At 58.3% G+C, this 24,609-nt stretch carries 24 protein-coding genes and 1 other RNA gene; 11 read left to right on the top strand and 14 right to left on the bottom strand.

What is annotated here, in order from left to right; genetic code table 11:
- Window positions 1–35: 35 nt before the first annotated feature.
- Window positions 36–476, bottom strand: coding sequence for a hypothetical protein (locus DSL70_RS07225; RefSeq protein ID WP_205563182.1), 441 nt, complete (start codon window positions 474–476; stop codon window positions 36–38).
- A 364-nt stretch (window positions 477–840) separates the two neighbouring features.
- Between DSL70_RS07225 and DSL70_RS07220 the strand changes: the two genes are divergently transcribed.
- Window positions 841–3,510 carry a bifunctional diguanylate cyclase/phosphodiesterase gene (locus DSL70_RS07220; protein ID WP_162916427.1) on the top strand — a complete coding sequence of 890 codons (2,670 nt, stop codon included), beginning with the start codon at window positions 841–843 and terminating at the stop codon, window positions 3,508–3,510.
- A 114-nt stretch (window positions 3,511–3,624) separates the two neighbouring features.
- Here DSL70_RS07220 and DSL70_RS07215 read toward each other — a convergent pair whose 3' ends face one another.
- Window positions 3,625–4,548: an MBL fold metallo-hydrolase gene (locus tag DSL70_RS07215; RefSeq protein WP_119307186.1), complete on the bottom strand. Its 924-nt coding sequence runs from the start codon at window positions 4,546–4,548 to the stop codon at window positions 3,625–3,627.
- Between the two features lie 303 nt (window positions 4,549–4,851).
- Here DSL70_RS07215 and DSL70_RS07210 point away from each other — a divergent pair, with 303 nt between their 5' ends.
- Window positions 4,852–6,006 (top strand): acyltransferase family protein, encoded by a 1,155-nt coding sequence (locus DSL70_RS07210; RefSeq protein ID WP_119307185.1) that lies wholly within the window; start codon window positions 4,852–4,854, stop codon window positions 6,004–6,006.
- Window positions 6,007–6,072: 66 nt separating this feature from the next.
- On the opposite strand, the gene nudC is transcribed toward DSL70_RS07210, so the two are convergent.
- The gene (gene nudC, locus DSL70_RS07205) at window positions 6,073–7,083 is read right to left on the bottom strand and encodes an NAD(+) diphosphatase (protein ID WP_119307184.1); all 1,011 of its coding nucleotides are present in this window, start codon (window positions 7,081–7,083) and stop codon (window positions 6,073–6,075) included.
- 108 nt (window positions 7,084–7,191) lie between these two features.
- A complete protein-coding gene (locus DSL70_RS07200) occupies window positions 7,192–7,605 on the bottom strand; it encodes an HIT family protein (protein ID WP_119307183.1) in 414 nt (137 codons plus the stop codon).
- 88 nt (window positions 7,606–7,693) lie between these two features.
- Here DSL70_RS07200 and ffs point away from each other — a divergent pair.
- The 5 genes from ffs (at window position 7,694) to recR (ending at window position 11,830) form a co-directional block, all read left to right on the top strand.
- An RNA gene (ffs, locus tag DSL70_RS07195) (signal recognition particle sRNA small type) lies at window positions 7,694–7,790 on the top strand.
- 220 nt (window positions 7,791–8,010) lie between these two features.
- Window positions 8,011–10,032, top strand: a complete 2,022-nt coding sequence (locus DSL70_RS07190; protein WP_205563181.1) for a DNA polymerase III subunit gamma/tau — start codon at window positions 8,011–8,013, stop codon at window positions 10,030–10,032.
- Between the two features lie 98 nt (window positions 10,033–10,130).
- Window positions 10,131–10,451, top strand: coding sequence for a YbaB/EbfC family nucleoid-associated protein (locus DSL70_RS07185; protein ID WP_119307181.1), 321 nt, complete (start codon window positions 10,131–10,133; stop codon window positions 10,449–10,451).
- Between the two features lie 71 nt (window positions 10,452–10,522).
- Entirely contained in the window at window positions 10,523–11,140 is a 618-nt protein-coding gene (locus tag DSL70_RS07180; RefSeq protein ID WP_119307328.1) for a LysE family translocator, read from the top strand.
- A gap of 45 nt (window positions 11,141–11,185) precedes the next feature.
- A complete protein-coding gene (gene recR / locus DSL70_RS07175; protein WP_119307180.1) occupies window positions 11,186–11,830 on the top strand; it encodes a recombination mediator RecR in 645 nt (214 codons plus the stop codon).
- Between the two features lie 80 nt (window positions 11,831–11,910).
- On the opposite strand, the gene DSL70_RS07170 is transcribed toward recR, so the two are convergent.
- Together DSL70_RS07170 and DSL70_RS07165 are read right to left on the bottom strand one after the other, a co-directional pair.
- Window positions 11,911–12,255 carry a hypothetical protein gene (locus tag DSL70_RS07170; protein ID WP_119307179.1) on the bottom strand — a complete coding sequence of 115 codons (345 nt, stop codon included), beginning with the start codon at window positions 12,253–12,255 and terminating at the stop codon, window positions 11,911–11,913.
- Window positions 12,256–12,342: 87 nt separating this feature from the next.
- Window positions 12,343–13,686: a DNA recombination protein RmuC gene (locus DSL70_RS07165; protein WP_119307327.1), complete on the bottom strand. Its 1,344-nt coding sequence runs from the start codon at window positions 13,684–13,686 to the stop codon at window positions 12,343–12,345.
- A gap of 157 nt (window positions 13,687–13,843) precedes the next feature.
- Between DSL70_RS07165 and def the strand changes: the two genes are divergently transcribed.
- From def to truA, 3 genes are read left to right on the top strand one after another with little or no spacing between them, the layout of a single operon-like run.
- Window positions 13,844–14,362 carry a peptide deformylase gene (gene def, locus DSL70_RS07160; RefSeq protein ID WP_119307326.1) on the top strand — a complete coding sequence of 173 codons (519 nt, stop codon included), beginning with the start codon at window positions 13,844–13,846 and terminating at the stop codon, window positions 14,360–14,362.
- A gap of 43 nt (window positions 14,363–14,405) precedes the next feature.
- On the top strand, window positions 14,406–15,332 hold the full coding sequence (gene fmt, locus DSL70_RS07155) for a methionyl-tRNA formyltransferase (protein WP_119307325.1): 927 nt from the start codon (window positions 14,406–14,408) through the stop codon (window positions 15,330–15,332).
- Between the two features lie 12 nt (window positions 15,333–15,344).
- On the top strand, window positions 15,345–16,139 hold the full coding sequence (truA, locus tag DSL70_RS07150) for a tRNA pseudouridine(38-40) synthase TruA (protein ID WP_119307178.1): 795 nt from the start codon (window positions 15,345–15,347) through the stop codon (window positions 16,137–16,139).
- On the opposite strand, the gene DSL70_RS07145 is transcribed toward truA, so the two are convergent.
- From DSL70_RS07145 to DSL70_RS07115, 7 genes are all read right to left on the bottom strand, one after another.
- Entirely contained in the window at window positions 16,136–16,717 is a 582-nt protein-coding gene (locus DSL70_RS07145; RefSeq protein ID WP_119307177.1) for a hypothetical protein, read from the bottom strand. The genes truA and DSL70_RS07145 overlap by 4 nt on opposite strands.
- A gap of 127 nt (window positions 16,718–16,844) precedes the next feature.
- Window positions 16,845–18,014, bottom strand: a complete 1,170-nt coding sequence (dapE, locus tag DSL70_RS07140) for a succinyl-diaminopimelate desuccinylase (protein WP_119307176.1) — start codon at window positions 18,012–18,014, stop codon at window positions 16,845–16,847.
- 241 nt (window positions 18,015–18,255) lie between these two features.
- Window positions 18,256–18,747 (bottom strand): DUF805 domain-containing protein, encoded by a 492-nt coding sequence (locus DSL70_RS07135; protein ID WP_119307175.1) that lies wholly within the window; start codon window positions 18,745–18,747, stop codon window positions 18,256–18,258.
- A gap of 206 nt (window positions 18,748–18,953) precedes the next feature.
- Window positions 18,954–19,379: a carboxymuconolactone decarboxylase family protein gene (locus DSL70_RS07130; RefSeq protein WP_205563180.1), complete on the bottom strand. Its 426-nt coding sequence runs from the start codon at window positions 19,377–19,379 to the stop codon at window positions 18,954–18,956.
- Complete coding sequence (locus tag DSL70_RS07125; RefSeq protein ID WP_119307174.1) at window positions 19,324–19,752, bottom strand: MerR family transcriptional regulator; 429 nt, start codon at window positions 19,750–19,752, stop codon at window positions 19,324–19,326. The genes DSL70_RS07130 and DSL70_RS07125 overlap by 56 nt, the downstream gene beginning before the upstream one ends.
- Window positions 19,753–19,888: 136 nt before the next feature.
- Entirely contained in the window at window positions 19,889–20,743 is an 855-nt protein-coding gene (gene dapD, locus DSL70_RS07120) for a 2,3,4,5-tetrahydropyridine-2,6-dicarboxylate N-succinyltransferase (protein ID WP_119307173.1), read from the bottom strand.
- Between the two features lie 283 nt (window positions 20,744–21,026).
- Window positions 21,027–21,554: a PAS domain-containing protein gene (locus DSL70_RS07115; RefSeq protein WP_119307172.1), complete on the bottom strand. Its 528-nt coding sequence runs from the start codon at window positions 21,552–21,554 to the stop codon at window positions 21,027–21,029.
- 735 nt (window positions 21,555–22,289) lie between these two features.
- Between DSL70_RS07115 and DSL70_RS07110 the strand changes: the two genes are divergently transcribed.
- On the top strand, window positions 22,290–23,756 hold the full coding sequence (locus DSL70_RS07110) for a L,D-transpeptidase family protein (protein ID WP_162916426.1): 1,467 nt from the start codon (window positions 22,290–22,292) through the stop codon (window positions 23,754–23,756).
- Window positions 23,757–23,865: 109 nt separating this feature from the next.
- Here DSL70_RS07110 and phoB read toward each other — a convergent pair whose 3' ends face one another.
- Window positions 23,866–24,564, bottom strand: a complete 699-nt coding sequence (gene phoB / locus DSL70_RS07105) for a phosphate regulon transcriptional regulator PhoB (protein WP_119307170.1) — start codon at window positions 24,562–24,564, stop codon at window positions 23,866–23,868.
- Window positions 24,565–24,609 lie beyond the last annotated feature (45 nt).

The raw sequence follows: 24,609 nt of genomic DNA, 5'->3' as shown, positions 1-24,609 counted from the left end.
TTTGCTGCGATAGATGCTGACGGATGTTGCACGCATTAGCACTGATGGGAGTAGGTGAAGACCAGTCGATCCGTGGTCCAGCGTCCTGTCGGCACACAGCGTTGCTGCACTTCCCGGCTCCCCTCTACGGTCACCCGCAACTGGTTGGCGGAAACCGGCCCCTCGACGTGATAGGGCATGGGCGAGTCCGGGCAGTATTTTGAAAAGACCCGGGCCGTGCCATTGTACCAGTTGCCCTGTTTCACCCCGTCAAACAGCAACGTGCCCGGCCCGACAGACAGCCCGGCCCTTGGGCGCTCATAGTAGAACCAGCGATTGTTTCCCTGTGCGACAAGCCGCATCAGTGATCCGTTGTGCCACCAGCAACTGTCTGCTGCGGCTGGAGCGACACTCATGGCCGTGATGGCAGAAACCTGCAGCGCCAATATCAGCAGTAAATGACATTTCGTGCGAATGAGATGCGAAATGACTGTCATGATGATTGCCCTCCCAGAAAAATCTCATGCAAGCATTTCAATGTAACATGGTCATATCCCCGATAGAAGCAAGCGAAAGTCGATACATACGATAGTGAGGTGACAATTGGCGGCAGTGACAGGCAGAAAAGCAAATGCCATCTGCCTCTCTTTCACTGGATGTCGCTCTCAAAATACACGGATAGACTGCAAAGCCATTTCTTTTCGCTATACGAAACATTAAGCATAATTTTCTCCGGAAGAGATTGTAATTCATTGAAATTGCTTGAATTATCGACTCACTATTTCTCAACTATTTTTCGTTAAATTATTTCGGTGATCACAAACCGAGGCAGATGAATTGATTGGCGCTCGCAAGATTAAGTTGCTGAAAGACTGGCTTCTTCTGAAGGCGCGTATTTTAAACGTCGCCAACCTGCCTGCCATTACCGCAACGCTTGTCATTATCGTGGTCACCCTGATCGCGGAAGACATCAGCGGAACAGCCTATATCGAGAAGTCCCGGTCCGATCTGCATAACAAGGCGACACAGACAGCGCTGTCCCTGCAAGGCGCCATCATTGCCAACATCGAGAGCGGGCGCGGCCTTGCCAATGTTCTGGCGATAGAGCCGAACATGACCAACGAGCGGTTCAAGCAACTGGCCAGGCAGATCATGCACCGCTATTCCTTCACCAAGATTCTGGCGGTTGCACCAGACCTTGTTGTCGACCGGATCTATCCGTTTGAAGGCAATGAGAGCGTCATCGGCCTGGACTATCGCAATAACCAAGCCCAGAAGGACATGGTGCTGCGGGCTCGCGACTCCAATCAGCTGACCATGGCTGGACCACTTGATCTGGTGCAGGGCGGACAGGGGTTGATCATCCGCTATCCCGTTTATATCGATGATCCCGAGAAGGGGCGCTATTTCTGGGGCATTGTCTCTTCCGTGCTTGAAATGCAGCGCTTCTACGATGTTTTCGGTCTCATGAATAGCGGTGACGACGTGGAATATGCGCTTGTTGGCCGTGACGGCAAGGGCGCCGATGGCGAACAGTTTTTCGGTGATGCGCGCATTCATGAACTGGACCCGATCAAGGTCAAGGTGAATTTTCAGGTTGCATCATGGGAGCTGCTGGCTGTGCCAAAGGCGGGCTGGATCGTGCCAGCCTCGATCTACTGGATCATCCGCTTGATTGCCTTTGTTGCCTTCCTGTTTGTCGTTGTGCCAATGGTCATCGTGGCAAGACTGTCACGGGAGCGCATGGCCCATTTGAACGCCCATATCGAGAGTCAGAGAGAACTCGCTCGCATTTCAAAACGCTTTGAGCTGGCCGTGGAAGCGCTGAAGCTCGGTGTCTGGGAATATGATCCAAGCACGAGGAAGTTTTACTGGGACGCCCAGACAAGGGAAATCTACGGCGTCGACGCCGATTATGACGTCAATGACCTGTCATGGAAGTCGCTGCTGGCACCGGAAGATCGCAAGCGCATCTTCCTTGAGGGGCCGGGCGTGATTGCCCAGGAGGGCAAGTATCTCACGGACTATCGCCTGATCATGCCGGACGGCAAGACCAAGACTATCCGGGTGTCTGCCTTCAGTTGGGTCGATGAGGATGGCAAGTTCAAATATGTCGGTGTGAACTGGGACATCACCCAGCACGTCGCCCGTGAGCAGGCGCTGCATGAAGCGCGGGCCGTGGGCGAATTGCGCTATCAGGAACTGGAGAAGGCCAAGACGCGCATCGAGTTCAACGCGCTGCACGACTATCTCACCAAGCTTCCGAACCGCCGCTATATGGATGACTATCTGGCGGGTTCCGAGGTTCGCGGCAGGACGTTTGTCCGGGATTCCGACAGCTGGCTCCTGAAGATCGATCTTGATGGCTTCAAGGAAATCAACGACAGCTTCGGCCATGCCGCAGGGGATGCGATTCTTGTCAAGGTCGCCGAGCTGCTGCGCGAACTGACCGAGGCGGATGAGTTCGTCTCTCGCATCGGTGGCGACGAATTCGTCGTTCTGTGCTCTGGCAAGGCCAATCCGAAACGCCCTCAGGAACTGGCCGAGCGGTTCATTGCCGAGGTTCAGAAGCCCTATGACTATAACGGTTTGACGTGCCGGATTGGCGCCAGCATAGGTATTTCCAACTGGAAGGACGCCAAGGGCGACCCGGACAAGCTGCGCTCCAATGCCGATCTTGCGCTCTATCAGTCAAAGCAGAGCGGCAAGGGCTGCTTCACCTTCTTCAGCCAGCCGCTGTTCGACAATGCCAGCGAAAAGCGCCGTCTGGCAGATGATCTGTTGCGCGGCATCGAAAACAAAGAATTCATTGCCTATTATCAAGGTCAGTATGACGCCAAGACCCACAAGCTGGTCGGAGCCGAAGCGCTGGCGCGTTGGGTGCATCCCGAGCGGGGCATTGTCTATCCGGACAAGTTCATCGAGCTGGCAGACAGCCTTGGTGTGACCAATGAAATCGACGCGATGATCATGGAGCACGCGCTGGCGACCAAGGCCTATTGGGCCGAGAACAAGCTGCATGTCGACCGCATTTCTGTCAACGTTTCGGCCAAGCGCCTCAGCGACCGGGATCTGATCCCGAGCCTCAAGGCTCTGGACTTCGATCCCTCGAACCTGACGTTCGAACTGGTGGAATCCACTTTCCTTGACAGGAGCGCACCGCAGGTTGCTGCCAATATCCGCCGCTTGCGTGAAATGGACATCGAGATCGAAATCGATGACTTCGGCACCGCCTATGCGTCCATCGTCAGCCTGACCCATCTGTTGCCGAACCGGTTGAAGATTGATCGTGAACTGATCTTCCCGGTCTCATCCAGTGAACACCAGCGCGAACTGGTGCATTCGATCATCCATATCGGGCGGACCCTGGGGATCGGCATTGTGGCCGAAGGCATTGAAACCATGGAGCACGCGGAAATTCTCCGCGTCATGGGGGCCGATCTGCTGCAGGGTTTTGCCTTCTGCAAGCCGATGGCCAGGGAGCCGTTTCTTGCCCACCACATGGCCAGAAACAGTTTCATTGTCGCCTGACAGGCGCGAGCCGGTGCGAGGCGCTGACCGATAAAAGGTCCTTCCACAGGCTGCATAAGCAATGAGGCCGAACGGGCGGCCTCATTGTTCCATACCAGATGGCTGTGTCCTGCTTCAGCCCATCAACTGATAGGTCACGGGCACAAAGCGGAAGCCCTGATCCCGTTTTTCAACGAAGCCTGCGGCCGGAAATGGCATGTGATAGCCGATCAGCGGAATGCGATCTGTTGCCACCATGTCCAGTACCTTGCGGCGGGTCTGCACGGCCATGGCCTTGTCCATGTCGAACTTGACCTCCCAGTCCGGATAGGCCAGCGACCAGACATAGTGATTGGCCAGATCGGCCATCAGCAGCAGCTGCTTGTCCATGCTGTCGAGCATGAAGCTCATGTGACCGGGGGTATGGCCAAAGGTGGCCATGGCGGTGATGCCCGGCGCGACCGTGTCGCTATCCTTGAGGAAGGTCATCTTCTCGGCCAACGGCCTGACATTCTTCTCGAAGCCGTCATTGTTCGCCTTGGACCAGTGGTCGAACTCAACCTGGCCGGTCAGATAGGCCGCATTGGCAAAGGTCGGCATGCCATCCATCATCAGCCCGCCGATATGGTCGCCATGCATGTGGGTGAGCACCACATGGGTGACGTCTTTGGGCTGAAGCCCGGCCTCTGCCAGTGCGGCGGTGATGCCGGCTGCGTTGAGCCCCGTGTCGAACAGGATGATGTTGCTGCCCGAGCGCACAAGCGTCGGGGTGAAATAGAATTGCGCCATGTCTGTGCCGATGAAATTGTCGGCGCTGACCTTGGCAAAAACATCGTCCGAAACATTCACCCCGAAGATGCCGTGCGGCTTCTCGCGCGGGGCTGACCCGGCCAGAAGCGCGATGACATCGAGGTCGCCCAGCTTGAAGCCGCGCGCCTTGGCCATGGGCAGGGCGGGTTTCATCATGTCCTGCGCCTTTGATGGCCCGGATGTCAGCATGAGACCGGCAGCGCCCACGGCACCGACCATCGCCATGCGTCGATCAATTGAAAAGGTCATAGTGTGTCTCCCCTTGTCACCAGACAGTATTCTCATGTCCGTGCTGCAGCAGCCGTCTCTTTGTGTTCGCTTCTGGCAGTCGCGGTTGGCCTTGCAGTGTAGGGGAGGTCGACTGAGGTGGCGAGACACTATCCTGTGATGAAATCGTGTTCGTCCTCTTCTCGCGCCTATGTGTCGTGCACAAACGGGTAGGCAATCTGCCGATTTGTTTTAGTCCTTAACGGGATCTCAATCGAAATGGGATAGCAACAACCAGAGGCATCAAGCGAAAGAAATGGGAAGGATGTAACCTTGCCGGATAGTATGCAGTCAACCAAAGCCGGTCAGGCAGCGAACGGGTGCGCAGAGCAGCGCCCCATGTTTGCGCTGTTTGCTGTCTGGCGCTTGCTCGCAGCCCTGATGGTCATGATCTATCACTTCTGCGCTTTCGGGCCTGAAGCCTACAGGCAGTTTGCCATGGATGCCGAGGTTTTCACCGCCCTGCTTGACCTGTTCTTCATTGTTTCCGGTTTCCTGATCTGGGTTCACTATGCCCAGAAGCTGAAGAGCGGCGGTGATTATGGCACCTTCCTGTTGCGCCGTCTGGCCCGGCTCTATCCGCTCCATCTGCTAACCCTCGGCATCTTCTGTGTTGCCTGGCTGATCATCTCGCTGGCGGGGCTTGATGTGCAACTGACCGAATTCTATTCCTTCAGGGAACTGGTGCGGCAGCTGCTGCTGGTCAATGCCTGGGGGGTGTCCGACGGGCTGGCCTTCAACTTTGTTTCCTGGTCCCTGTCAGCCGAATGGTTCTGCTATCTGGCCTTTCCGGTGATCGTCGTGATCTTCCGCAAGACCGGACTTTTGGGGCTCATCATCATGCTGGTGGTTGCCATCGCACTGCTGGAAGGGCTCACCTACTTCAAGGTCATTCCCTTCCCGACGTGGCTCGATGCCAACACATGGGGCGCCTATCGGGTCTTTGCCGACTTCATCATGGGGGCCATTATCGCTATCGTGGCCCACAAACGCCTGATCGCCATCAAGAGCCACTGGTATGCATGGGGAGCCCTGATGCTCGCCCTGCTGGTCATGTTCTTCGACCCGGCGTGGGGCTATGGCAACATCATGGCCATCACGATCGCGCTCTATGTTGCCGCTCAGGTCGAGATCAACGCTCCGGAACGAAGCGCCTATCTCATGCCCCTGATGCCGCTGGCCATCGTCTCCTTCGGCATCTACATGTGGCATCCGGTCTTCACGGCATCGATTCTGGGTGTGGGCTGGCTGATGGTCCTTGAGCCGCTGCATGTCATCGGCTTTGCGCCCGTGATGGCCGTCGCCGTGATTGTTACGATCACCACAGCGCTGCTGTCGGCCCGCTTCTTTGAGGCCCCCGCCCGCAGGATGATCCTGTCTTTGAGCCAGAAACACCTCTCCGGTGATCTGGTCGGCGCTGCGGTCAGGAAGACCTCATAGACTACCCCGAGTGATTATCTCAAGAGTGACAATCCCAAGAGTGTTCCGTGCGGTGGGCGCTTGGCATCAGGCTTCCCGGCTGTTCACCCAGCTTCTGATCAGCCATGCAGCGATGGAAAACGGCCCCGGCGTATGCGGCAGCTCACTGTCGGTGCCACGCGCCATCAGCTCTTTCACCTCGCCGCGGGTGAACCATTGCGCAGCGGTCAGTTCTGTGGTGTCGATGGTGATCTCGTTCGTCAGGGCCTCTGCGTAGCACCCCAACATCAGCGATGACGGGAAGGGCCAGGGCTGGCTGGCCATGTAGCGTACGGCACCGATGCGAATGGCAGCTTCCTCGAACACTTCCCGACGGACAGCGTTTTCGATGGTCTCACCCTGCTCCATGAACCCGGCTAGAGTCGTGTACATCGGTCCGGTAAAGCGGGTGTGATGGGCCAGCAGGCAGCGCTCGGTGCCGGTTTCATCGCGATGCAGAACCAGCATGATCACGGCCGGGTCCGTCCGCGGGAAATGGATGGCCGAACAGTTCGGACAATCCCGGCGGGCGCCACCCAGCGTGACGACGGTTTTGGTACCGCATTTGGAGCAATAGGGGTGGGACTCGTGCCAGTTGAGCAGGCCACGGGCCTGAGCGATGGCGCCCAGTTGGTCGGCGGGCAGCAGGCCATGCAGCCCCAGCGTGCGGACCGATTCCAGACGGTATCTTTCAGAGCCTTCAAGCTTTTGCGCGGCGGCATCGCTGATCAGCGCTGCCAGCCGAGGGGCGTTGCCTTCTTCCGGGTCCGTACCAAGTATGATGACCGTTTCCATGTCGGTGCCCAACGCTTCGGCGGCTCCCTTGTCGAAGATCGCCCTGATGGCGTCGGATTTGGTCGCTCCGGCTTCGACCACCAGCGTGTCCTTGTGGAACAGGTAGAAGCCCGCAGCGCTGTCCGCCAGCATGACGGGAATGCTGGTCTCGTCCCGATGCTCGGTGTCCCGGTCTAGGCGGTTGTGCATGAAGCCTACGCCGTCAACGGCGGGAATGGAGCGGGCAGCGGCAAAGGGGTCGCGGGAAAAAGAAAAATCATCCATGGGTCAATTCGTCCGATAATCGGCCAGCCGCAGACTGGCGGGCAGTGCGGTCGGTCTTGAAGTCTAATAGAGCTGCGACGGCGTGGCGGCGGTCAGGGGAGGGGCGTGTCACTCGCTCGTCAACGCGGTTGCGAGCGCCTTGATCAATCTGTCGGCATCATCCTTGTCATAGGCTTTGGCGGGCAGCTTGCCCCAGATCGGGCCAGCCCATGCGGCATCGCCTTCAAAGCGGGCAATAACATGAATATGGAGTTGGCGCACCTGATTTCCAAGATTGGCAACATTGAGCTTGTCGCATCCGGTCAGCGCCTTGAGCGCGCCGGAAACAGTCGCAATTTCATCCATCAGTTGATGCTGCAAGCCCGTTTCCAGATCGATCAGTTCGGCAAGCCCGGCAATCCTCGGCACCATCAGCAGCCAGGGGAAATTGGAATCATTCATCAGCCGAACCGTGCAGAGCGGCAGATCAGTCACCGGCATGCTATCGGCCTTCAACTGGGGATCAAGTGTGAATTCAACCATGATTTCACTCCAAATGGCTAGAGATACTGAAATTGATTCTCTTTTTGCCTCTTGCAATAGCACGCCACAAGTGACATATGAACAAACGGAAGGTTGGCAATGGACGTTCCCCTCGCCAACCGGGTCAGGTCCGGAAGGAAGCAGCCCCAACGAGTACAGAGCGGGTCATCTGTTCAGCCTTCCACTTATCCCCCACTTTCCCCCGAAATGATCAGTCTGCCGGACCATAGACCGGATGGAGAATGCTGTCCAACGGACCATTTCGCATTGCTCCCGTGCAATCGGGGTGAGCGCGGCTGCTTTCAACAACAATTGACTTTCCGTCGACAAGATGGGTGACGCAGCGCGCGTTCCTCTGCTATGGATAGCCATATTCTGTTTTGCAAGAAGGCTAGGGATTCCCTAATGGACGATCAGGAACATCAGACAGCTGAAGGTTATCGCGTACTGGCGCGCAAATACCGCCCTGCGAGCTTCGATGATCTGATCGGGCAGGCCCCCATGGTGCGCACCCTGACCAATGCCTTCAAGGCCGGGCGTATCGCCCAAGCCTACATGCTGACCGGTGTGCGCGGTGTCGGCAAGACCACCACTGCCCGCATTCTGGCCCGCGCCCTCAATTACGAGATCCCCGGCGAGATCAAAGCGCCCACCATCGACATGCCCCGCATGGGCACCCACTGTCAGGCGATCATGGAAGGTCGCCATGTGGACATCATGGAAATGGACGCAGCCTCCCACACCTCCATCAACGATATCCGCGAGATCATCGAGGCGGCGCGCTACAAGCCAGTCAGCGCCCGCTACAAGGTCTACATCATCGACGAGGTGCACATGCTCTCGACCGCCGCCTTCAACGGCCTGTTGAAGACACTGGAAGAGCCGCCTGAACATGTGAAGTTCATCTTCGCGACCACCGAAATCCGCAAGGTGCCGGTCACCGTGCTGTCCCGCTGCCAGCGGTTCGATCTGCGCCGCATCGATGCGGGCGAAATGGCCACCTACATGCAGAAGCTCTGCGGCAGGGAAAAGGTCGAGATCGAGGATGACGCCTTGCAAATGATCGCAAGGGCAGGGGAAGGCTCCGTGCGCGACTCGCTGTCGCTGCTCGATCAGGCGATTTCCCATGGCGCAGGCCGGATCACGTCGGAAACCACCCGGCAGATGCTGGGCCTTGCCGACCGCGCCCGCATCATCGACCTGTTTGAGGCCCTGATGAAAGGCGATATCGCCAAGGCGCTGGATGAACTCAAAAGCCAGTATGACATCGGTGCCGAACCCGCCGTCGTACTCTCCGACCTTGCCGATTTCGTCCATCTGGTTACCCGCCTCAAGCTGACCCCGGACGCCAGCTCCGACGCTGCCGCGACCGAGGCCGAGAAAACCCGGGGGCGTGATTTTGCCGGGACGCTTTCCGTGCGGGTTCTTTCCCGCGCCTGGCAGATGCTGCTCAAGGGGCTGGCAGAGGTGCAATCTTCGCCGCGTCCGCTGGCCTCTGCCGAGATGGTGCTGGTACGAATGGCCTATGTCGCCGATCTGCCAAGCCCCGACGAAGCCCTCAGGATGCTGGCCAACAAGGATTTCCGTCCGCCGATGCCAACCGGTGCCGGATCGGGACCATCCACGCCGCCCGATGCGCGGGTGCCCGGCTCGCCATCCCAGCCAACGCAACAGGCCCAGATGCCGCAGGGTGTTCCCCCGCAAGGCCCGGGGCCGTCCGGTGGCGCAGGCCCCACTGCCATGCAGGCGGGGGCGGGCATGGCCTCGCGCGGCATGAATGCTGCCAACGTGCCCGTGCAGGATCTGCCGCCGGACCAACTGCGGGGATATGCCGAGCCAGCACAGGCCGAGAGAGCCAATCTGCGACTGGTCTCCAGCCAGAGCGAAGTGCAGGTCAACCGGCAGAGGCCCAGTGCGTCTGCGCCCGGAGCCGGACAGGCGCCGGTGTCACCGGTCAAACCGGTGATCACTCGCTTTGAAGAGATTATCGCGCTGGCCAAGTCCAACCGGGACATTGCCCTGCAGTTCATTCTGGAATCCGCCGTGCGTCCTGTTTCGGTTGAACCGGGACGGGTCGTGGTCGCCTATGATGGCGTCGATGGCGAAGCGTTGCAGAGCAAGCTGTCGCGCAAGCTCTCCGACTGGACGGGCGAGCGCTGGCTGGTTGATCTGGCCAAGGAAGGCGGTGGCGCGACCCTTTTCGAGCGCAAGGAAGAGCGTGAACGGCAGGCCCGTGAGGAAGCCGACCATCATCCGCTGGTCGAAGCCGTGCGCAAGGCCTTCCCCGGCTCCAAGGTGGTTGATGTGCGCATCAATCGCGACTTTGAAGAGGAATTTCTGGCCCCCGTTGTTGAAGATCCGGAAGAAGAGGGCGATATGTCCCTGATGATCGATGACGCCGATGAACTGGGGCTGGACGATTTCTAGCCCCGTCGGCGACGCAAGCTAACCCGAATGACACCCAACACAGATGAGCACGCTGGCGCTTCAGAGCCGCCGGGGCGTCACCATGAAAGGAAGATCCCATGGACATGATGAAAATGATGAAGAAGGCGAAGGAAATGCAGGCCAAGATGGCCGAGATGCAGGAACAGGTCGCCGAAATGGAAGCAACCGGCGTCTCTGGTGGCGACATGGTCAAGGTCGTCCTGACCGGCAAGGGTCAGATGAAATCCCTGTCCATCGACCCGTCGTTGATCAATGCCGACGATGCGGAAATTCTTGAGGATCTCATCATCGCGGCCCATAATGACGCCAAGGCCAAGGTGGAAGCCGCCATGCAGGACAAGATGCAGTCCATGGCGAGCGATCTGGGCCTGCCCGCAGGCATGAAACTGCCGTTCTGATCTGGCTGTCCTGATTGTGTTGGCCTGTTCTTTCTGCCAGTTTCTCTGTCAGTGACAAAAGAGTTGATCCGATGACCCTCTCCTCCCTGTTGCTATATGCCGGAACCCTGTTTCTGGTTGCCAGCGTGCCGGGGCCCAGCATTACAGCGCTGGTCGCCCGTGTGCTCAGCCGCGGCTACCGCGATGTGCTGCCCTTCGTTGTGGCCATGTGGCTCGGTGAGGCGGTCTGGCTGTCGCTGGCCATCGGCGGGCTCTCGGTTGTTGCGTCCAGCTTTGCTTCGGTCTTTGCCGTCATCAAATGGCTCGGCTGCGGCTATCTGGTCTATATGGCTTACAGGATGTGGGCGTCCCGTCACGATGTGGCGGAAGAGCAGGTTCTGCCAACCCGGAAATCCGGTATCGGCATGTTTCTGGCCGGGTTCGCGGTGACCATGGGCAATCCCAAGATCATGCTCTTTTATGCCGCCCTGTTGCCGACGCTCATCGATCTCGGCTCGGTCACTACGGTGGGCTGGTTCGAGCTGATGGTCACCATGCTGATCACGCTGGCGACGGTCGATCTGGGCTGGGTCTTCTTTGCCAGCAAGGCGCGACTGTTGCTGAAGAGTCCGCGGGCGGTGCGCATCGCCAATCGGACCGGTGCGGTTGCCATGGCAGGGGCCGCCGCGGCAATCGTCAGCAAATCCTGAGGGATCGCTCGCCCGGAGTGAGGCGACAGCAAGGTGAGGTATGGAATGGCCAGTCATGTTGCCGGACCTGAAATTGAGAAGCTGATCAAACTGCTTTCGCGTCTGCCCGGTTTGGGGCCGCGTTCGGCCCGGCGGGTGGCGCTGCATCTGATCAAGAACCGCGAGCAGCTGCTTGTGCCGCTATCCGACGCCATGCGCGAGGCCGTCGAGACCATCAAGGTCTGCGAGACCTGTGGCAACATCGATAGCACCAGCCCCTGCACGATCTGTAACGACAGCCGTCGCGACGCCTCTGTTCTGGTGGTGGTCGAGGATGTCTCGGACCTTTGGGCGCTGGAGCGTGCATCGGTCATCAATGCGCCCTACCATGTGCTGGGCGGAACCCTGAGCCCGCTTGACGGGGTCGGGCCGGATGATCTCAACATCGCCGGGCTTTTGCGCCGTACTGCCAAGGGTGAGGTCAAGGAAATCATTCTGGCGGTCAACGCCACTGTGGAGGGCCAGACGACGGCCCATTACATCACCGATCAGTTGCAGGCACAGGCCCGCGCGCTGAAGGCGGCCAATCCGGACCACGAGCCGCTGAAGATCTCCCAGCTTGCCCATGGCGTGCCGATCGGCGGCGAGCTTGACTATCTCGACGAGGGCACCCTGCTGCAGGCAATCCGCAGCCGCAAAGTGTTCGAATAGCGAGCCCTGGCGACGCCCAACCTGGCCGCCCAATGGTCCCTGAGACATTTGCCACGCGAACCCAAGCCGTTTGCAGTGTGCTAGTTGGACGGCTTTGGCAGGTCTTTCGCCTGCCTTTCCTGTTTTTCAATGCAGCTCTTGAACAGGCCATAGCTGCCAGACCCGGACCGGTCGTTCCTGTCCGAACGGGCGGCTTTGTCACAGAGCTGGCGGGTCGTGCCGCTGATCTCGCTCCACCGGTCCTCAAGTTGCGCTTGAGCGAAATATTCAGACGTCAGGCAAGGATCGTAGATATCTTTGGAAATTTGCCCGTCCGGACCTGTCGCATAGGCCGTGCAGTAGCCTTGCGAGTCATAATGCGGCAAGTCGCTGGCAAAGGCTGGCTGACAGATGAGAAAAGCTGACAGAAGAAAAAGAAAGCGCATGGTGCACCTGCAATCGGATTGGCGTTGTGTGAGACTAGAATCGCAGGCAGCCCTGAGACAAGGTGCTATTGTCGCAATGGTTGAAAACTAGTCGTCTTCACGCCCGAACCGAAAGCCGGTAGCGCCGGTGTTGTCGCCATTACTGTCCTTGGGGCCAGCAATGCCATAGGGGCCTTTGACGTGAGCTCTTAGCGGAACTGCGGGTGTCTCCATTTCGGAAAGATCCGGCAGAGGTTCGGTCGGACTGTCCTCGGGCGCTTGCCGGGTCAATTCCCGTGCTGCAGCTTCCAGCTCCCGCTCGCTGACGTCGATCTCTTCGATCTTGCGGCCACGGGTGACAATCTTGCCCGTCGAGGTGAGGATCTGCTCCACATCCTTCTGCGCCTGGCCGAAATGGCTTTGCAGCTTGGAGACCCTGTCGTCCAGTCGGCTGACATCCTCGACAAGCAGGGTCACTTCGCGCTGGATGATATGGGCCTGTTCGCGCATCCGGGCGTCCTTGAGGATCGACTGGATCACCTGAATCGACAGAGTAAGCAGTGACGGCGAGACAATGACGATACGGGCGCGGTGTGCTGTCTGCACGATGTCGTCGAATTGCTCGTGCAAATCGGCAAACAGGCTTTCCGACGGCACGAACATGAAGGCCGTGTCCTGCGTCTCGCCGACGATGAAATAGCGCTCGGAAATATCCTTGATGTGCTTCTTGATGTCATTGCGGAAGCGGGTGCGGGCGGCCTTGTCCTCGTCCGGGTTGGTTGCTTGCTTGACCGCCGTCCAGCCTTCCAGCGGAAATTTGGCATCGATGATCAGCACGGCGGTGTCATTGGGGATGTGGATGACGCAGTCCGGGCGCTTGCCATTCGACAGGGTGAACTGAAAATCATAGGCATGTCTTGGCAGGGCATCCTCGATGATGGCTTCCATTCGTCCCTGTCCGAAGGTGCCGCGGGTCTGCTTGTTGGCAAGGATCTGCTGCAGTTCCACCACGCGGCCGGACAGTTCGGTGATATTGCCCTGCGCCTTGTCGATAACCGCCAGCCGCTCATAAAGCGCGCGCAAATGGTCGCCGGTCATCTTCTGCTGTTCACCAAGGCTGCGGGTCACGGTCTGGGTCAGTCGATGGCCCATGCCGTCCATCCGGTTGGTCAGCGCCTGGGACATCTCGGTCTGGCGGGTCGAGAAGATCTCGGCCATCGTCTGCATGCGCCCGGTCATTTCGGCCTGCAGGCGGGAAAGCTCCTCCACCTGCGCCCGCTGGGCTCGCGCCTGCTCCTGCGCCTCATAGAGCGCCTGTTCCCGGTTGCCGTTCTGCCGCATGAAGCCCAGCAGCAGCGACAGGACAAGCCCTGCGATCAGCGCCAGAGCGCCGATCAGCACCTGAAATGTGGTGAGGCCATGCTGGCCGATGGTGATCACGATGTCATTCATGGCGTGACTATAGAGCGATTCGGGGATGGTGAGAAACAAAGAGTGAACATATTAAAGGCCGACCAAGTTTGGACTTAATGCGAAAAGCTCAGGATTTTCCTGTCCCTTGATGCGCTTTGCGATTGACGCTCGCGGCGGAAACGCTTATTTCAGCTTCATGGCAGTGATGGATATTGTAACATTGCCGGATCCGATCCTGCGAAAGCAGTCGCTTCCGGTTGAGCGCGTGGACGATGATCTGCGCAGACTTCTCGATAATATGCTGGAAACCATGTATAAGGCCCCGGGCATCGGCTTGGCTGGCATACAGGTGGGCGTGGACAGACGCATCTTTGTGATGGATACCTCACGTGAGGAAAACGCCCCCATCTGCATGATCAATCCGCAGATCATCTTGCAGTCAGAAGAGCTGAACACCCACGAAGAGGGGTGTCTGTCGATTCCGGAATATTATGCGGAGGTTGACCGGCCCAAGCTTGTGACGATGAAGTTTCTGGACCGTTTCGGCAAGGAGCAGCAGCTTGAGCTCGATGGTCTTGATGCAACCTGTGCTCAGCATGAGTTCGATCATCTGAACGGTGCTCTGTTCATTGACTATATCTCCAAGTTGCGTCGCGACCGGGTGATCAAGAAATTCACCAAGCTGGCGAAACAGAAGGACAAGAGCGTCCTCTAGGGCGTCTGTCAAACCGTCACCACCTTGGAAAGGGGCGAGCATGCTGCGCGTTGTCTTTATGGGGGCTCCGGATTTTTCGGTTCCCACCCTGATGGAAATCGTCGGGCAGGGCCACGAGGTGGTTGCTGTCTATTCCCAGCCGCCAAGACCGGCAGGGCGCGGCATGGAAGAGCGCAAGACCCCGGTGCACGAGGCTGCAGAACAGCTTGGCCTGCCTGTTTTCACACCGACGTCACTGAAATCGGAAGAAGAGCAGGAAAAATTCCGGGCGCTCGATGCCGATGTTGCCGTCGTGGTTGCCTATGGCCTGCTGCTGCCGAAGGCTATTCTTGAGGCACCGCGTGAAGGCTGCCTCAACCTGCATGGCTCGCTGCTGCCGCGCTGGCGCGGCGCTGCTCCGATCCAGCGCGCCATCATGGCGGGCGACCGGGAGACCGGTGTTCAGGTCATGCGCATGGACGAAGGGCTTGATACCGGCGACATCTGCATGTCCGAGACCATTGCCATCACCGCCGAGATGACGGCCGAGGATTTGCACGATCGCATGATGGTGCTCGGTGCCGACCTGATGGTCCGGGCGCTGGCAGCCCTGTCGCGCGGGCTGCTGAAGTCCCGCCCGCAGCCGGACGAGGGCGTCACTTACGCCAAAAAGATCGACAAGGCGGAAAGCCGCATCGACTTCGCAAGACCGGCAGACGAAATCCACAACACCATTCGCGGCCTTTCGCCATTTCCGGGCGCGTGGTGCGAGATGACCATCCGTGGCAAGGCCCAGCGCGTCAAGCTGCTGCGCTCGGAACTGGCCGATGGCAAGGGCGCTCCGGGGGAGCTGCTTGATGATGCCATGACGGTTGCTTGCGGCGCGGGCGCGGTTCGCCTCGTCATGTTGCAGCGGGCAGGCAAGGGCGCCATGAAGGCCGACGAATTCCTGCGCGGTGCCGACCTGAAGATTGGCGACGTGATCGCCTGATGAAGAGACGCCATGCCTCGTTACAAGCTTCTGATTGAATATGATGGCCGACCGTTCTCAGGCTGGCAGCGGCAGGACAATGCGCCCTCCGTCATGGAACTGATCGAGGATTCCATCTACACCTTCACCCATGAGCGGATCACCCTGTTCGGGGCGGGGCGGACGGATTCCGGCGTCCACGCGACGGGGCAGGTTGCCCATTTTGATCTCGAACGGGACTGGCACAGCCAGAAGATTACCGCCGCGCTCAATTTCTTTCTCAAGGAAACCGGTGTTGCGGTGCTTGGTGCATGGAAAGTGACCGGCGAGTTCGATAGCCGTTTCAAGGCCGTCAAGCGCTACTACCGCTATCGCATCTGCAACCGCCGCGCCCCGCTGACCTTCGAGATGGGGCGCGCCTGGCAATATAGCTTCCCCATCGATGTCGAACTGATGCAGCAGGGAGCCGACCGGCTCATCGGGCATCATGACTTCACGACCTTCCGCGCCACCGCCTGTCAGGCCAAAAGCCCGTGGCGGACCATGGAGATGCTGCGCGTCAGCCGCGAGGGCGAATGGGTCTATCTCGACGCCATGGCTCGGTCGTTCCTGCACAACCAGATTCGCTCGTTTGTCGGCTCGCTGGCCGAGGTTGGCTCCGGCCGCAAGCCGGTGGACTGGATCACTGAGAGTCTTGAAGCCCGCGATCGCCAAGCCTGCGGCCCTGTCGCCCCTCCGGACGGACTCTATCTCACCCGCGTTGATTATCGCGAGGATGAGGTTTACGAGATTGTTGAGGAGCCCTGGCGGGGCCACAAGAAAGACTAGCCTGAAACGACAAGCAGCGAATGGCTGATGCTCTGCAGCCAGAAGGCAGAGGCAATCCCGACGATCATCATCAGGATCGACAGGCCAAGCGCCGTAAACGGTGGGCATTGCAGCACGAAACTGTAAAGCCGATAGGCGATCCACATGGCAAAACCATAGATGGCGAGCATCAGCAGGACAGCCAGTTGCACCGGAATGAGATGGGCAGTCATCAGCGCGCCGGGCAGGATCGTGATCACCACCATGATGACATTGAGCCAGTTGTAACTGACCATAAGCGGAATATAGCTGTCCCTGTATCCAAGCAGGTTGAGCAGCGCAAACAACAGGATGGCGGGCAGGCCCCAGTCGAGAAACAGCTGCAACAGATAGAGCGGAAAGCCGCCCGACCGGAACAGCAGCACTTCGTCCAGATAGCCGAACAGCAGGGCATAGAACATGCCCAGCGGCTCGACCAGCAGAATGGCCATAAAGGATCGCCAGAAGCCGCGCCGCGTGGCATCGATCCCGTAGAGCGCATCGCTCTTGCCGCGTACAAAGGCCCACAGAAGCTCGAGATGGTAGACAATATAGGTCATTGAGCGCCGTTCAGTCGGTGAGAAATGCGTAAAAGACGATAAGGCATCTGATGATCAGGAGACTAGCCCGAATGCAGACAGGGCTGACAAGGCCAGCCCCGCCCACAGATTGCAGGAGCAGTCGGTCCTACCGTTCGAAATACTGCAGCATGAATTCATAGTAGATGTCGGCGAGCTGCTCGAGGTCGGCAACGGCGACATGCTCATCGATCATGTGCATGGTCTGCCCGACGAGGCCGAACTCGATCACCGGGCAATAGTTCTTGATGAAACGGGCGTCCGACGTGCCGCCACCGGTAGAAAGCTCCGGCGTCCGGCCAGTGATGGCTTCCACCGCCTTGGAAAAGCGGCCGATGAGGCTTTCCGAACGGGTCAGGAAGGCCTCGCTGCCGTCGTCTTCAAGGGTCAGCGAGAGTGTGAATGCATCATCGGGGAGATGTTTGCGGGCATGCTCCAGCACGAAGGCTTCCAGCTTTTCCGCATTCCACAGGTCGTTGAAACGAACGTTGAAACGGGCCGAGGCGCTCTTGGGAATGAGGTTCCAGGTCTCGTTGCCCACGTCCATGGAGATGAATTCCAGATTGCTCGGCTGGAAGAAATCCGTGCCATGATCCAGAACTTCGGCGCTGATCTGTTCGACCAGACGGGCCAGAACCGGAACCGGGTTGCTGGCCAGATGTGGATAGGCCACATGCCCCTGTTTGCCGCTTACGGTGAGGGTGCCAGACTGGCTGCCACGGCGACCGACCTTGATCATGTCGCCCATCTGGTTCGGATTGGTCGGCTCCCCGACAATGGAGTCGGAAAACTGTTCGCCACGCTCGGCGGCCCATTGCATCAGCTTGACGGTGCCGTTCTTGGCCGGGCCTTCCTCGTCGCCGGTCAGCACGAAGGAAACCGTGCCCTTCGGCTCGCCATGCGCCTCGACATAGCGCAGGGTGGCGGCAACGAAAGCTGCCACGCCGCCCTTCATGTCGGCAGCGCCGCGACCATGCAAAAGGCCATCCTTCACTGCGCCGCTGAACGGGGGGAGGGTCCACAGGGTTTCGTCGCCAGCGGGCACCACGTCGACGTGACCGGCAAAGGCCAGATGCGGTCCATCGCCACCGGTGATTTTGGCGAACATGTTTTCCACGTCCGGATAGCCGGGCTCGGAGAAGACCGGACGGTGGATTTCAAAGCCGAACGGGCTGAGCTGCCGCTCCAGATAGGCCAGAACTCCGGCCTCCTTCGGGGTGACACTGGGGCATTGGATGAGGGCGCAGGCAAGGTCCGTCGCGGAAGGAGCTTTGGTCATTCTCGGGCGCTTTCTATGGATGATAAGCGATGAAGGCGCCGACAGGCCTCGGGGGCAAGGCGTGCGGGCGCAGGTCTGTAGTTCGGGGCGAGCATAAGCGTGCCGTCGCCAGCCTTCAACCGCTTTGTGACAACAGTCCCAGAAGCGTGATCCCAGAAGCGTGACCAAAGAAGCAAGATAGCCTCGGCCGGATGAAACCCTGCCTGAGGAGGTGAATGGGAGGTGAGCGGGAGGGGGGTGACTAGATCGCCGTCATCGGCTGGTCGTTCTCATCTTCCGACTGGGGTTTCCGGTGGCTCATGATGCCAAGATCAACGAAATAGATCAGCCAGAAGGGAATGAGTGGTGTCAAATACATCAGCCGGCTGCTGAACTCGATCGTGCAGGAAAGCGGAAAATGCGGAGCCAGTGCGCTGAGCGTCAGCAGAATGGGAATGGCATAGGCAAAGAAGCTCTTGTGGCCGCGGCCCAGCTTGTGCAGTCGTTTGATGACCACACAATACCACATGAACAGAAAGACAAAGGCCATGATGGCCAGAGCGACATAATAGGATTTGCCAAGGAAGGTAGAGGGATCCTGTGTGCACAGCTCGTTCTTGTCGACCCGGAACAGGAAGGCGGCGCCAACCTCCATCGGGAACAGGAACAGATGGGCAAACCAGAAATCTCTTCGTCCTATCTCGCCGCGGCTGTCAAATAGCAGTCCCTCGAACGTCATCTCCAGTCCCCCCATTCTTCATGATCCTGCCATCTGGCCTTTGGAAGAGGCCGGGGTGGACGAGGATCACTTTCCTGTTATTGAGAGCTTAACGTGCATGGCAAGGGGCGGCAATTATCCAAAGGCCCCTATCCCCCCAATAGGGGAGGGAAAAGAGGGACAGGTGCCAGCCCCGACCAGCATGAAAGCTGCAATCGGGGCCAGAACCGGGTAATCGCGGATCAGGCAACCGAAGCCTTGCGGGCGGCAAAGACTTCCCTGGCGGCAGTAAGGCCGTTGATGGCTGCTGGCAAGCCGCCATAGACCGCCATCTGCCAGATCACCTCGACAATCTCCTGTTCGCTTGCCCCGACAGCGAGGGTGTGTTCGATGTTGATCTTGAGCTGTGGTGCGGTCTGCCCTCCCAATACCGTGAGAGCGGCAACGGTTGCCAACTGGCGGGTTTTGCTGTCGAGCCCCGGCCGGGAGTAATGGCGGCCATAGGCCCACTCGATCAGGCTTTCGCCAAATTCTGGCAGCATGTCGCCGAACCAGTCATTCAGCGTTGCCTCAAGACCGGGATGATGGGCGTCGCAATAGGCGCGGGCACGCTCAAGGGCGCTTGCCTGATTGTCGGATACGGGGGATTTTGCTTGTGTCTGTCGCATGTTCTGCCTCCATGACATGGGCTTTTTCCATGTCGCGATAGAAATTGATTTTCTGATCGAGAACAGGCAGCGTCGCTTGCAAATCTTCAATCTGCCTCAGCACCGTTTGCTGCCGGGCTTCCAGCATCTCCCGCCGGGCGGTGGCCGTGTGCGGGCCTTCGGCGCGCAGCTGGGCGTAGCGGACCATGTCCGAAATGCCCATGCCGGTTGCCTTGAGATGCTTGAGAAAGGTCAGCCAGCTGGCGATTTCCATGCCATATTGCCGCCGCCCACCGGCATCACGGGAGGCATCGGGCAGAAGCCCGATCTTCTCGTAATAGCGGATGGTATGGACGGACAGACCGGTCAGCCGGGCCAGATTTCCAATCTTCAAGGGACTGCTCCTGTTTCGATGGAGACGGAGGCTAAGTGTTAGAGTGCACTCTAGGTCAAGCGGGAAAGTAAAAAAAGTCCCGCCTCTGGTGAAAGAGACGGGACAATGGAGTTCTGCGCAAAAACCTGTCGGCTGATCAGTCGCGCAGCAGCTCGTTGATCGAGGTCTTCGAGCGGGTGCGCTCGTCGACGCGCTTGACGATTACGGCACAATAAAGGTTCGGCCCCGGGGTGCCATCCGGCAGCGGCTTGCCGGGCATGGTGCCGGAAACGACAACCGAGTAGGGAGGCACTTCGCCCATGAAGATCTCGCCGGTGGCGCGGTCGATGATCTTGGTGGAAGCACCCAGATAGACGCCCATGGAAAGAACGGAGCCTTCACGCACGATCACGCCTTCGGCCACTTCGGCGCGGGCGCCGATGAAGCAATTGTCTTCGATGACAACCGGGCCAGCCTGCAGCGGCTCCAGAACGCCGCCGATGCCAGCGCCGCCGGAAATGTGAACATGTTTGCCGATCTGGGCGCAAGAGCCGACGGTTGCCCATGTGTCGATCATGGTGCCTTCATCAACATAGGCACCAAGATTGACGAAGGACGGCATCAGCACAACGCCCTTGCCGATGAAGGCAGAGCGGCGCACGATGCAGTTCGGCACGGCGCGGAAACCGGCATTCTCGAAATCGATCCCGCCCCAGCCGTCAAACTTGGAAGGAACCTTGTCCCACCAGGTCGCGTCGCCCGGGCCACCCTTGATGACTTCCATGGCATTGAGGCGGAAGGACAGCAGCACGGCCTTCTTCAGCCACTGATTGACGACCCAGTTTCCGTCGGCGGCTTTTTCAGCGACGCGTACAATACCGTTATCAAGAAGAGTGAGAGCTTTCTCAACCGCATCCCTGATGTCGCCGGTTGTGTTGCTATTGATGGATTCGCGAGCATCGAAGCCTTCTTCAATCGTGCCTTGAAGCGCGGTCAGATCAACTTGAGTCATGTCTCTTGCTTTCAGCTAGTCGTGTTGATGGTGATAACGGCCGGAAGATCGCCCCAACTGCCGGACTGCCGGTCCGGGATGGGTGATCTGTCATGGGCGCAAACCATAAGCAAAGCGCTTGCGAAGTCAATGCGGGAAACGCCAAAGAGTTTGATTTTGATCATGCGGAGCCAATGGGCTGTTGCTCTGGAGCTGTCTGGGCGAGATAAGGGCAACGAAAAAGGGTCGGCAGGGGTACTGCCGACCCGTTGGGTATCACTGTGATGTGCGAACCCGCCTCTTATCAGAGGGAAAGCACAAAGTGCCGGTAGGACGTGGACTTGTCTCTCAGCAGGGCGCTGAGATGATCATTGCTGGCTTTCAGGCCTTCGTCCGCGTCATCGAATTTGGCTTCGATGTCACACAACTCCTTGTAGAGTGGCTCGATGATCTCCCGAACCACGGTCCGGTTGGGCACGCGCCGCGATGCTTCATAGCCCACCACGTCGCCCTTGTCGTCGCGGGCAGGAGAAATGCGGGCAAAGGTCCAGTAGTGATCACCGTTGGTGGCCAGATTCTGGACATAGGCGAAAACGTCTTCTTTTGCCTCATCAAGTCCATCCCACAGCCGCATGAAGATTGAACGGGGCATGTCGGGATGGCGCATGCAATTGTGTGGTTGACCAACAAGGGCCTTGTTGCCGTAGCCTGTAATGTCCCGGAAAAGGCCATTACAGTAGGTGATGTAACCATCCTTGTCGGTTCGGCTCACCAGAATCTCGGAATCGCCAAAACGTCTTTCAATACCGGTGGGAGAAATTGTTGTTGTCATTTGGGTCTCCTCTCCTTCGGTTTGGGCAGCCTTCGGTGGGAGGAGAGAAGACTGTCCGGATTTGCGCCTGTCGCTACTCGTTCACCAGGACCCGTTTTGCAGGCGGCAGACGCATCGGGGGTCGTTCTTTAAAGTTTATCTAAAGAAGCACTAAGGAATAGTGACTAATTCGCAAAAAGGAAACAGAAAAATATAGAATTGTACGTTGAATGGATGTTTGATTAATATAGGTGCAATTAAAGGCGTCGATGAAATGCCATTAAATGATGCTTTTGATGGCAATTCTGAAATAAAGATATTGTATTTGACTATAAGTCGAAATATTGGAAATTTTTACATGAGTTTTGTTTCGTTGTTTGAAACTATGGCGTTCTTCTATGCAATGGTTCTATTTTTTAGGCGTCGGTGGAAAAGATATACTGAGCATCACGAACGCTCTGGTTGCTTGCAACGTCATCGGGGCGGTGCGTATCTTTGCATATTAGGGCGATTTTAAGGCTCACGATGGCATAAGAGCGAATGTGGTGATAGAAAATCAGCCTATATGCCGATTGCGGGCGCAACGACTCGCTTCGTTTAAGTGATTGTACTATCTTATGTGAGCGGATCTGGACGGGTCCGGTTGCGGTTCAACAAGAGCGCTGGAAGGCTGCGACAGTTTTGGGGGACATGATGAAGAGTAAAGGGCAATTGTTTCTGACGGCAGGGTTTCTCCTTTCGAGTGTGAGCGCAGGTTTGGCGACGGAAACCTCTCTTGAAGAGGTCGCTGGAACCGGTACGGCAGCCGAAACTGTTCAGGCTGCATTTGAAAGTGCCGGTGATGAACCGATCCAGATTATCGTGTCCCGCAAGGATCAGCGTCTCAAGGTCTACCGCGGGCAGGAGGTCATTGCCACGTCCCGCGTGTCGACTGGCAAGGCTGGTCATTCGACCCCGACCGGCATCTTCTCCATCCTCGAGAAAAAGCGTCAGCATTTCTCCAACATCTACGACAGTGCCCCGATGCCCTACATGCAGCGCCTGACATGGTCCGGCGTTGCCCTGCATGAATCCAATTCCGTTCCCAACTATCCGGCGTCGCACGGCTGCGTGCGGTTGCCGCGCGGGTTTGCCAGCGAACTGTTTTCCATGACAGAGCGCGGTGCCCATGTGATCATCGCCAACCGCGAGGCAGAACCGCAGCTGATTGAAAGCGCCACGCTTTTCCAGCCAGAAAATGTCGAGCTGGCCAGCAAGCTTTCAGAGCTGAGCCTTGGCCCAGCAGAACCGGCCAAGGGGCATGGCAAGCTCGAACTGCTGTCCGACAAACCGTCTGAGGACCCGTTGGCCGCCAAATTGTCCATGCGCCTCAATCTTCTCGATCAGGTTCGGCAGAGCAAGGCCCCGATCCGGGTGTTCATCACCCGCCAGCCACGCGGCAATCTGGTGCGCGAGGTTCAGGTCATGCTCAACAGCCTCGGGTTTGATGCCGGTGAGCCGGACGGTCTGGCAGGCAAAGCCACCTACAACGCCGTTCGGGCCTTCATCGAGGCACGAAAGGGCAGCATCGAAGCCAACACAGAGCCACTCAAGGCGGTCATCGACAAGGACCTGCTGGCTGCGCTTTATCATGCCGCTGGCAAGGGTGAGGTGCCCACCGGCCACATCTATGTGCGCTCCAATTTCAAACCGCTGTTCGATGCGCCGATCATGATCAAGAACCCGTCCGAACCGCTCGGTGTTCATCTGCTCACAGCCACCCATTCGTCCTCCGAGGCTGGCAAGCTGAACTGGCTGTCTGTCAATCTGACCGATCGTTATAACGAGACGATGCAGAGCAGTCTGGGGCTTGAACAGGATCAGGAGCTGGGTGGACTGGTTGCTTCCGCCGATGTGCTCGACCGTATTGAGATCCCCGAGGAAGTGCGTGCCCAGATCGATCTGCTGGTCAACAGCGGCTCGTCCATCACCATCTCCGATCGCGGCTTCAGTCATGAAACGACCCCGGTGGGAACCGATTTCATCGTGCTGACCAAGCCTGACCTGCCATCCGCCCGACCGGTAAGGCAGGCCAGCGCTGCCGAGAACCAGAAGGTGGTGAAGCCAAAAAAGCTGGCAAGAAACGACAAGCCAGCCCTCGTTGAAGAAAAGCCTGCAAGAAAGGGTCTTTTCTCGCTGCTGATGAACCGTGGATCGAGCCTGACGGAAGTCAAGACCCGCTAACAGCGGTCACCGCTCGAGGCAGATACAATCAAAGCCCTGCTCCGGTCTGGAAGCAGGGCTTTTCATTGGATGGTCTACCACACAGGGTGACTCGAAACGGAGGGCGGACCTACTCGACGGAAAACTGGTCGTCGAAGCTGTAGCCGGAGCCACGCACGGTGCGGATAGGGTCCTTGGCGCGGCCACGGTTGATCGTCTTGCGCAGGCGGCCGACATGGACATCGACGGTGCGTTCATCAACATAGACATCATGGCCCCAGACGCCATCAAGCAGTTGCTCGCGCGAATAGACACGGCCCGGATTCTGCATCAGGAATTCCAGCAGCCGATATTCGGTCGGCCCCAGATTGACCTCGCGATTGGCGCGCTTGACCCGATGGGTTTCCCGGTTGAGTTCCAGATCTCCGGCCTTCAGGATCGTTGCCACGAGATCGGGGCTGGCCCGACGCAGGATGGCGCGGACGCGGGCCATCAGTTCGGGCACGGAGAATGGCTTGACGACATAGTCGTCGGCACCAGTGGAAAGCCCTCTGATCCGTTCGGATTCCTCGCCTCTGGCCGTCAGCATGATGACCGGCAGCTTGACGGTCTTCGGCTTGGCGCGCAACCGTCTGCACAGCTCGATACCGGACAGGCCGGGCAACATCCAGTCGAGCAGCAACAGGTCTGGCAGTTCTTCCTGCAGACGGCTCTCGGCTTCGTCGCCGCGTGCGATCACTTCAACCTGATAGCCCTCGGCCTCAAGATTATAGCGAAGAAGCAAACTGAGGGCTTCTTCATCCTCAACGATCATGACTTTGGGGCTCATAACCAATTTTCCGCATTCTGGGATCCGGACGGCGGACATGAAACT

The organism is Cohaesibacter haloalkalitolerans (genome assembly GCF_003574655.1).
Lineage (GTDB): Bacteria > Pseudomonadota > Alphaproteobacteria > Rhizobiales > Cohaesibacteraceae > Cohaesibacter > Cohaesibacter haloalkalitolerans.
This window is presented reverse-complemented; position numbering and strand designations above follow the sequence as displayed.

Excerpts from the sequence above, each read along its gene's own strand:
- DSL70_RS07115 (WP_119307172.1), bottom strand. The coding sequence starts at position 21,554 with ATGACAACAACAATTTCTCCCACCGGTATTGAAAGACGTTTTGGCGAT.
- DSL70_RS07180 (WP_119307328.1), top strand. The coding sequence starts at position 10,523 with ATGACCCTCTCCTCCCTGTTGCTATATGCCGGAACCCTGTTTCTGGTT.
- recR (WP_119307180.1), top strand. The coding sequence starts at position 11,186 with ATGGCCAGTCATGTTGCCGGACCTGAAATTGAGAAGCTGATCAAACTG.
- DSL70_RS07130 (WP_205563180.1), bottom strand. The coding sequence starts at position 19,379 with ATGCGACAGACACAAGCAAAATCCCCCGTATCCGACAATCAGGCAAGC.
- DSL70_RS07185 (WP_119307181.1), top strand. The coding sequence starts at position 10,131 with ATGGACATGATGAAAATGATGAAGAAGGCGAAGGAAATGCAGGCCAAG.
- def (WP_119307326.1), top strand. The coding sequence starts at position 13,844 with ATGGCAGTGATGGATATTGTAACATTGCCGGATCCGATCCTGCGAAAG.
- DSL70_RS07200 (WP_119307183.1), bottom strand. The coding sequence starts at position 7,605 with ATGGTTGAATTCACACTTGATCCCCAGTTGAAGGCCGATAGCATGCCG.
- truA (WP_119307178.1), top strand. The coding sequence starts at position 15,345 with ATGCCTCGTTACAAGCTTCTGATTGAATATGATGGCCGACCGTTCTCA.
- DSL70_RS07210 (WP_119307185.1), top strand. The coding sequence starts at position 4,852 with ATGCAGTCAACCAAAGCCGGTCAGGCAGCGAACGGGTGCGCAGAGCAG.
- nudC (WP_119307184.1), bottom strand. The coding sequence starts at position 7,083 with ATGGATGATTTTTCTTTTTCCCGCGACCCCTTTGCCGCTGCCCGCTCC.
- phoB (WP_119307170.1), bottom strand. The coding sequence starts at position 24,564 with ATGAGCCCCAAAGTCATGATCGTTGAGGATGAAGAAGCCCTCAGTTTG.
- DSL70_RS07190 (WP_205563181.1), top strand. The coding sequence starts at position 8,011 with ATGGACGATCAGGAACATCAGACAGCTGAAGGTTATCGCGTACTGGCG.
- DSL70_RS07215 (WP_119307186.1), bottom strand. The coding sequence starts at position 4,548 with ATGACCTTTTCAATTGATCGACGCATGGCGATGGTCGGTGCCGTGGGC.
- DSL70_RS07165 (WP_119307327.1), bottom strand. The coding sequence starts at position 13,686 with ATGAATGACATCGTGATCACCATCGGCCAGCATGGCCTCACCACATTT.
- DSL70_RS07225 (WP_205563182.1), bottom strand. The coding sequence starts at position 476 with ATGACAGTCATTTCGCATCTCATTCGCACGAAATGTCATTTACTGCTG.
- DSL70_RS07170 (WP_119307179.1), bottom strand. The coding sequence starts at position 12,255 with ATGCGCTTTCTTTTTCTTCTGTCAGCTTTTCTCATCTGTCAGCCAGCC.
- dapE (WP_119307176.1), bottom strand. The coding sequence starts at position 18,014 with ATGACCAAAGCTCCTTCCGCGACGGACCTTGCCTGCGCCCTCATCCAA.
- DSL70_RS07135 (WP_119307175.1), bottom strand. The coding sequence starts at position 18,747 with ATGGGGGGACTGGAGATGACGTTCGAGGGACTGCTATTTGACAGCCGC.
- dapD (WP_119307173.1), bottom strand. The coding sequence starts at position 20,743 with ATGACTCAAGTTGATCTGACCGCGCTTCAAGGCACGATTGAAGAAGGC.
- DSL70_RS07145 (WP_119307177.1), bottom strand. The coding sequence starts at position 16,717 with ATGACCTATATTGTCTACCATCTCGAGCTTCTGTGGGCCTTTGTACGC.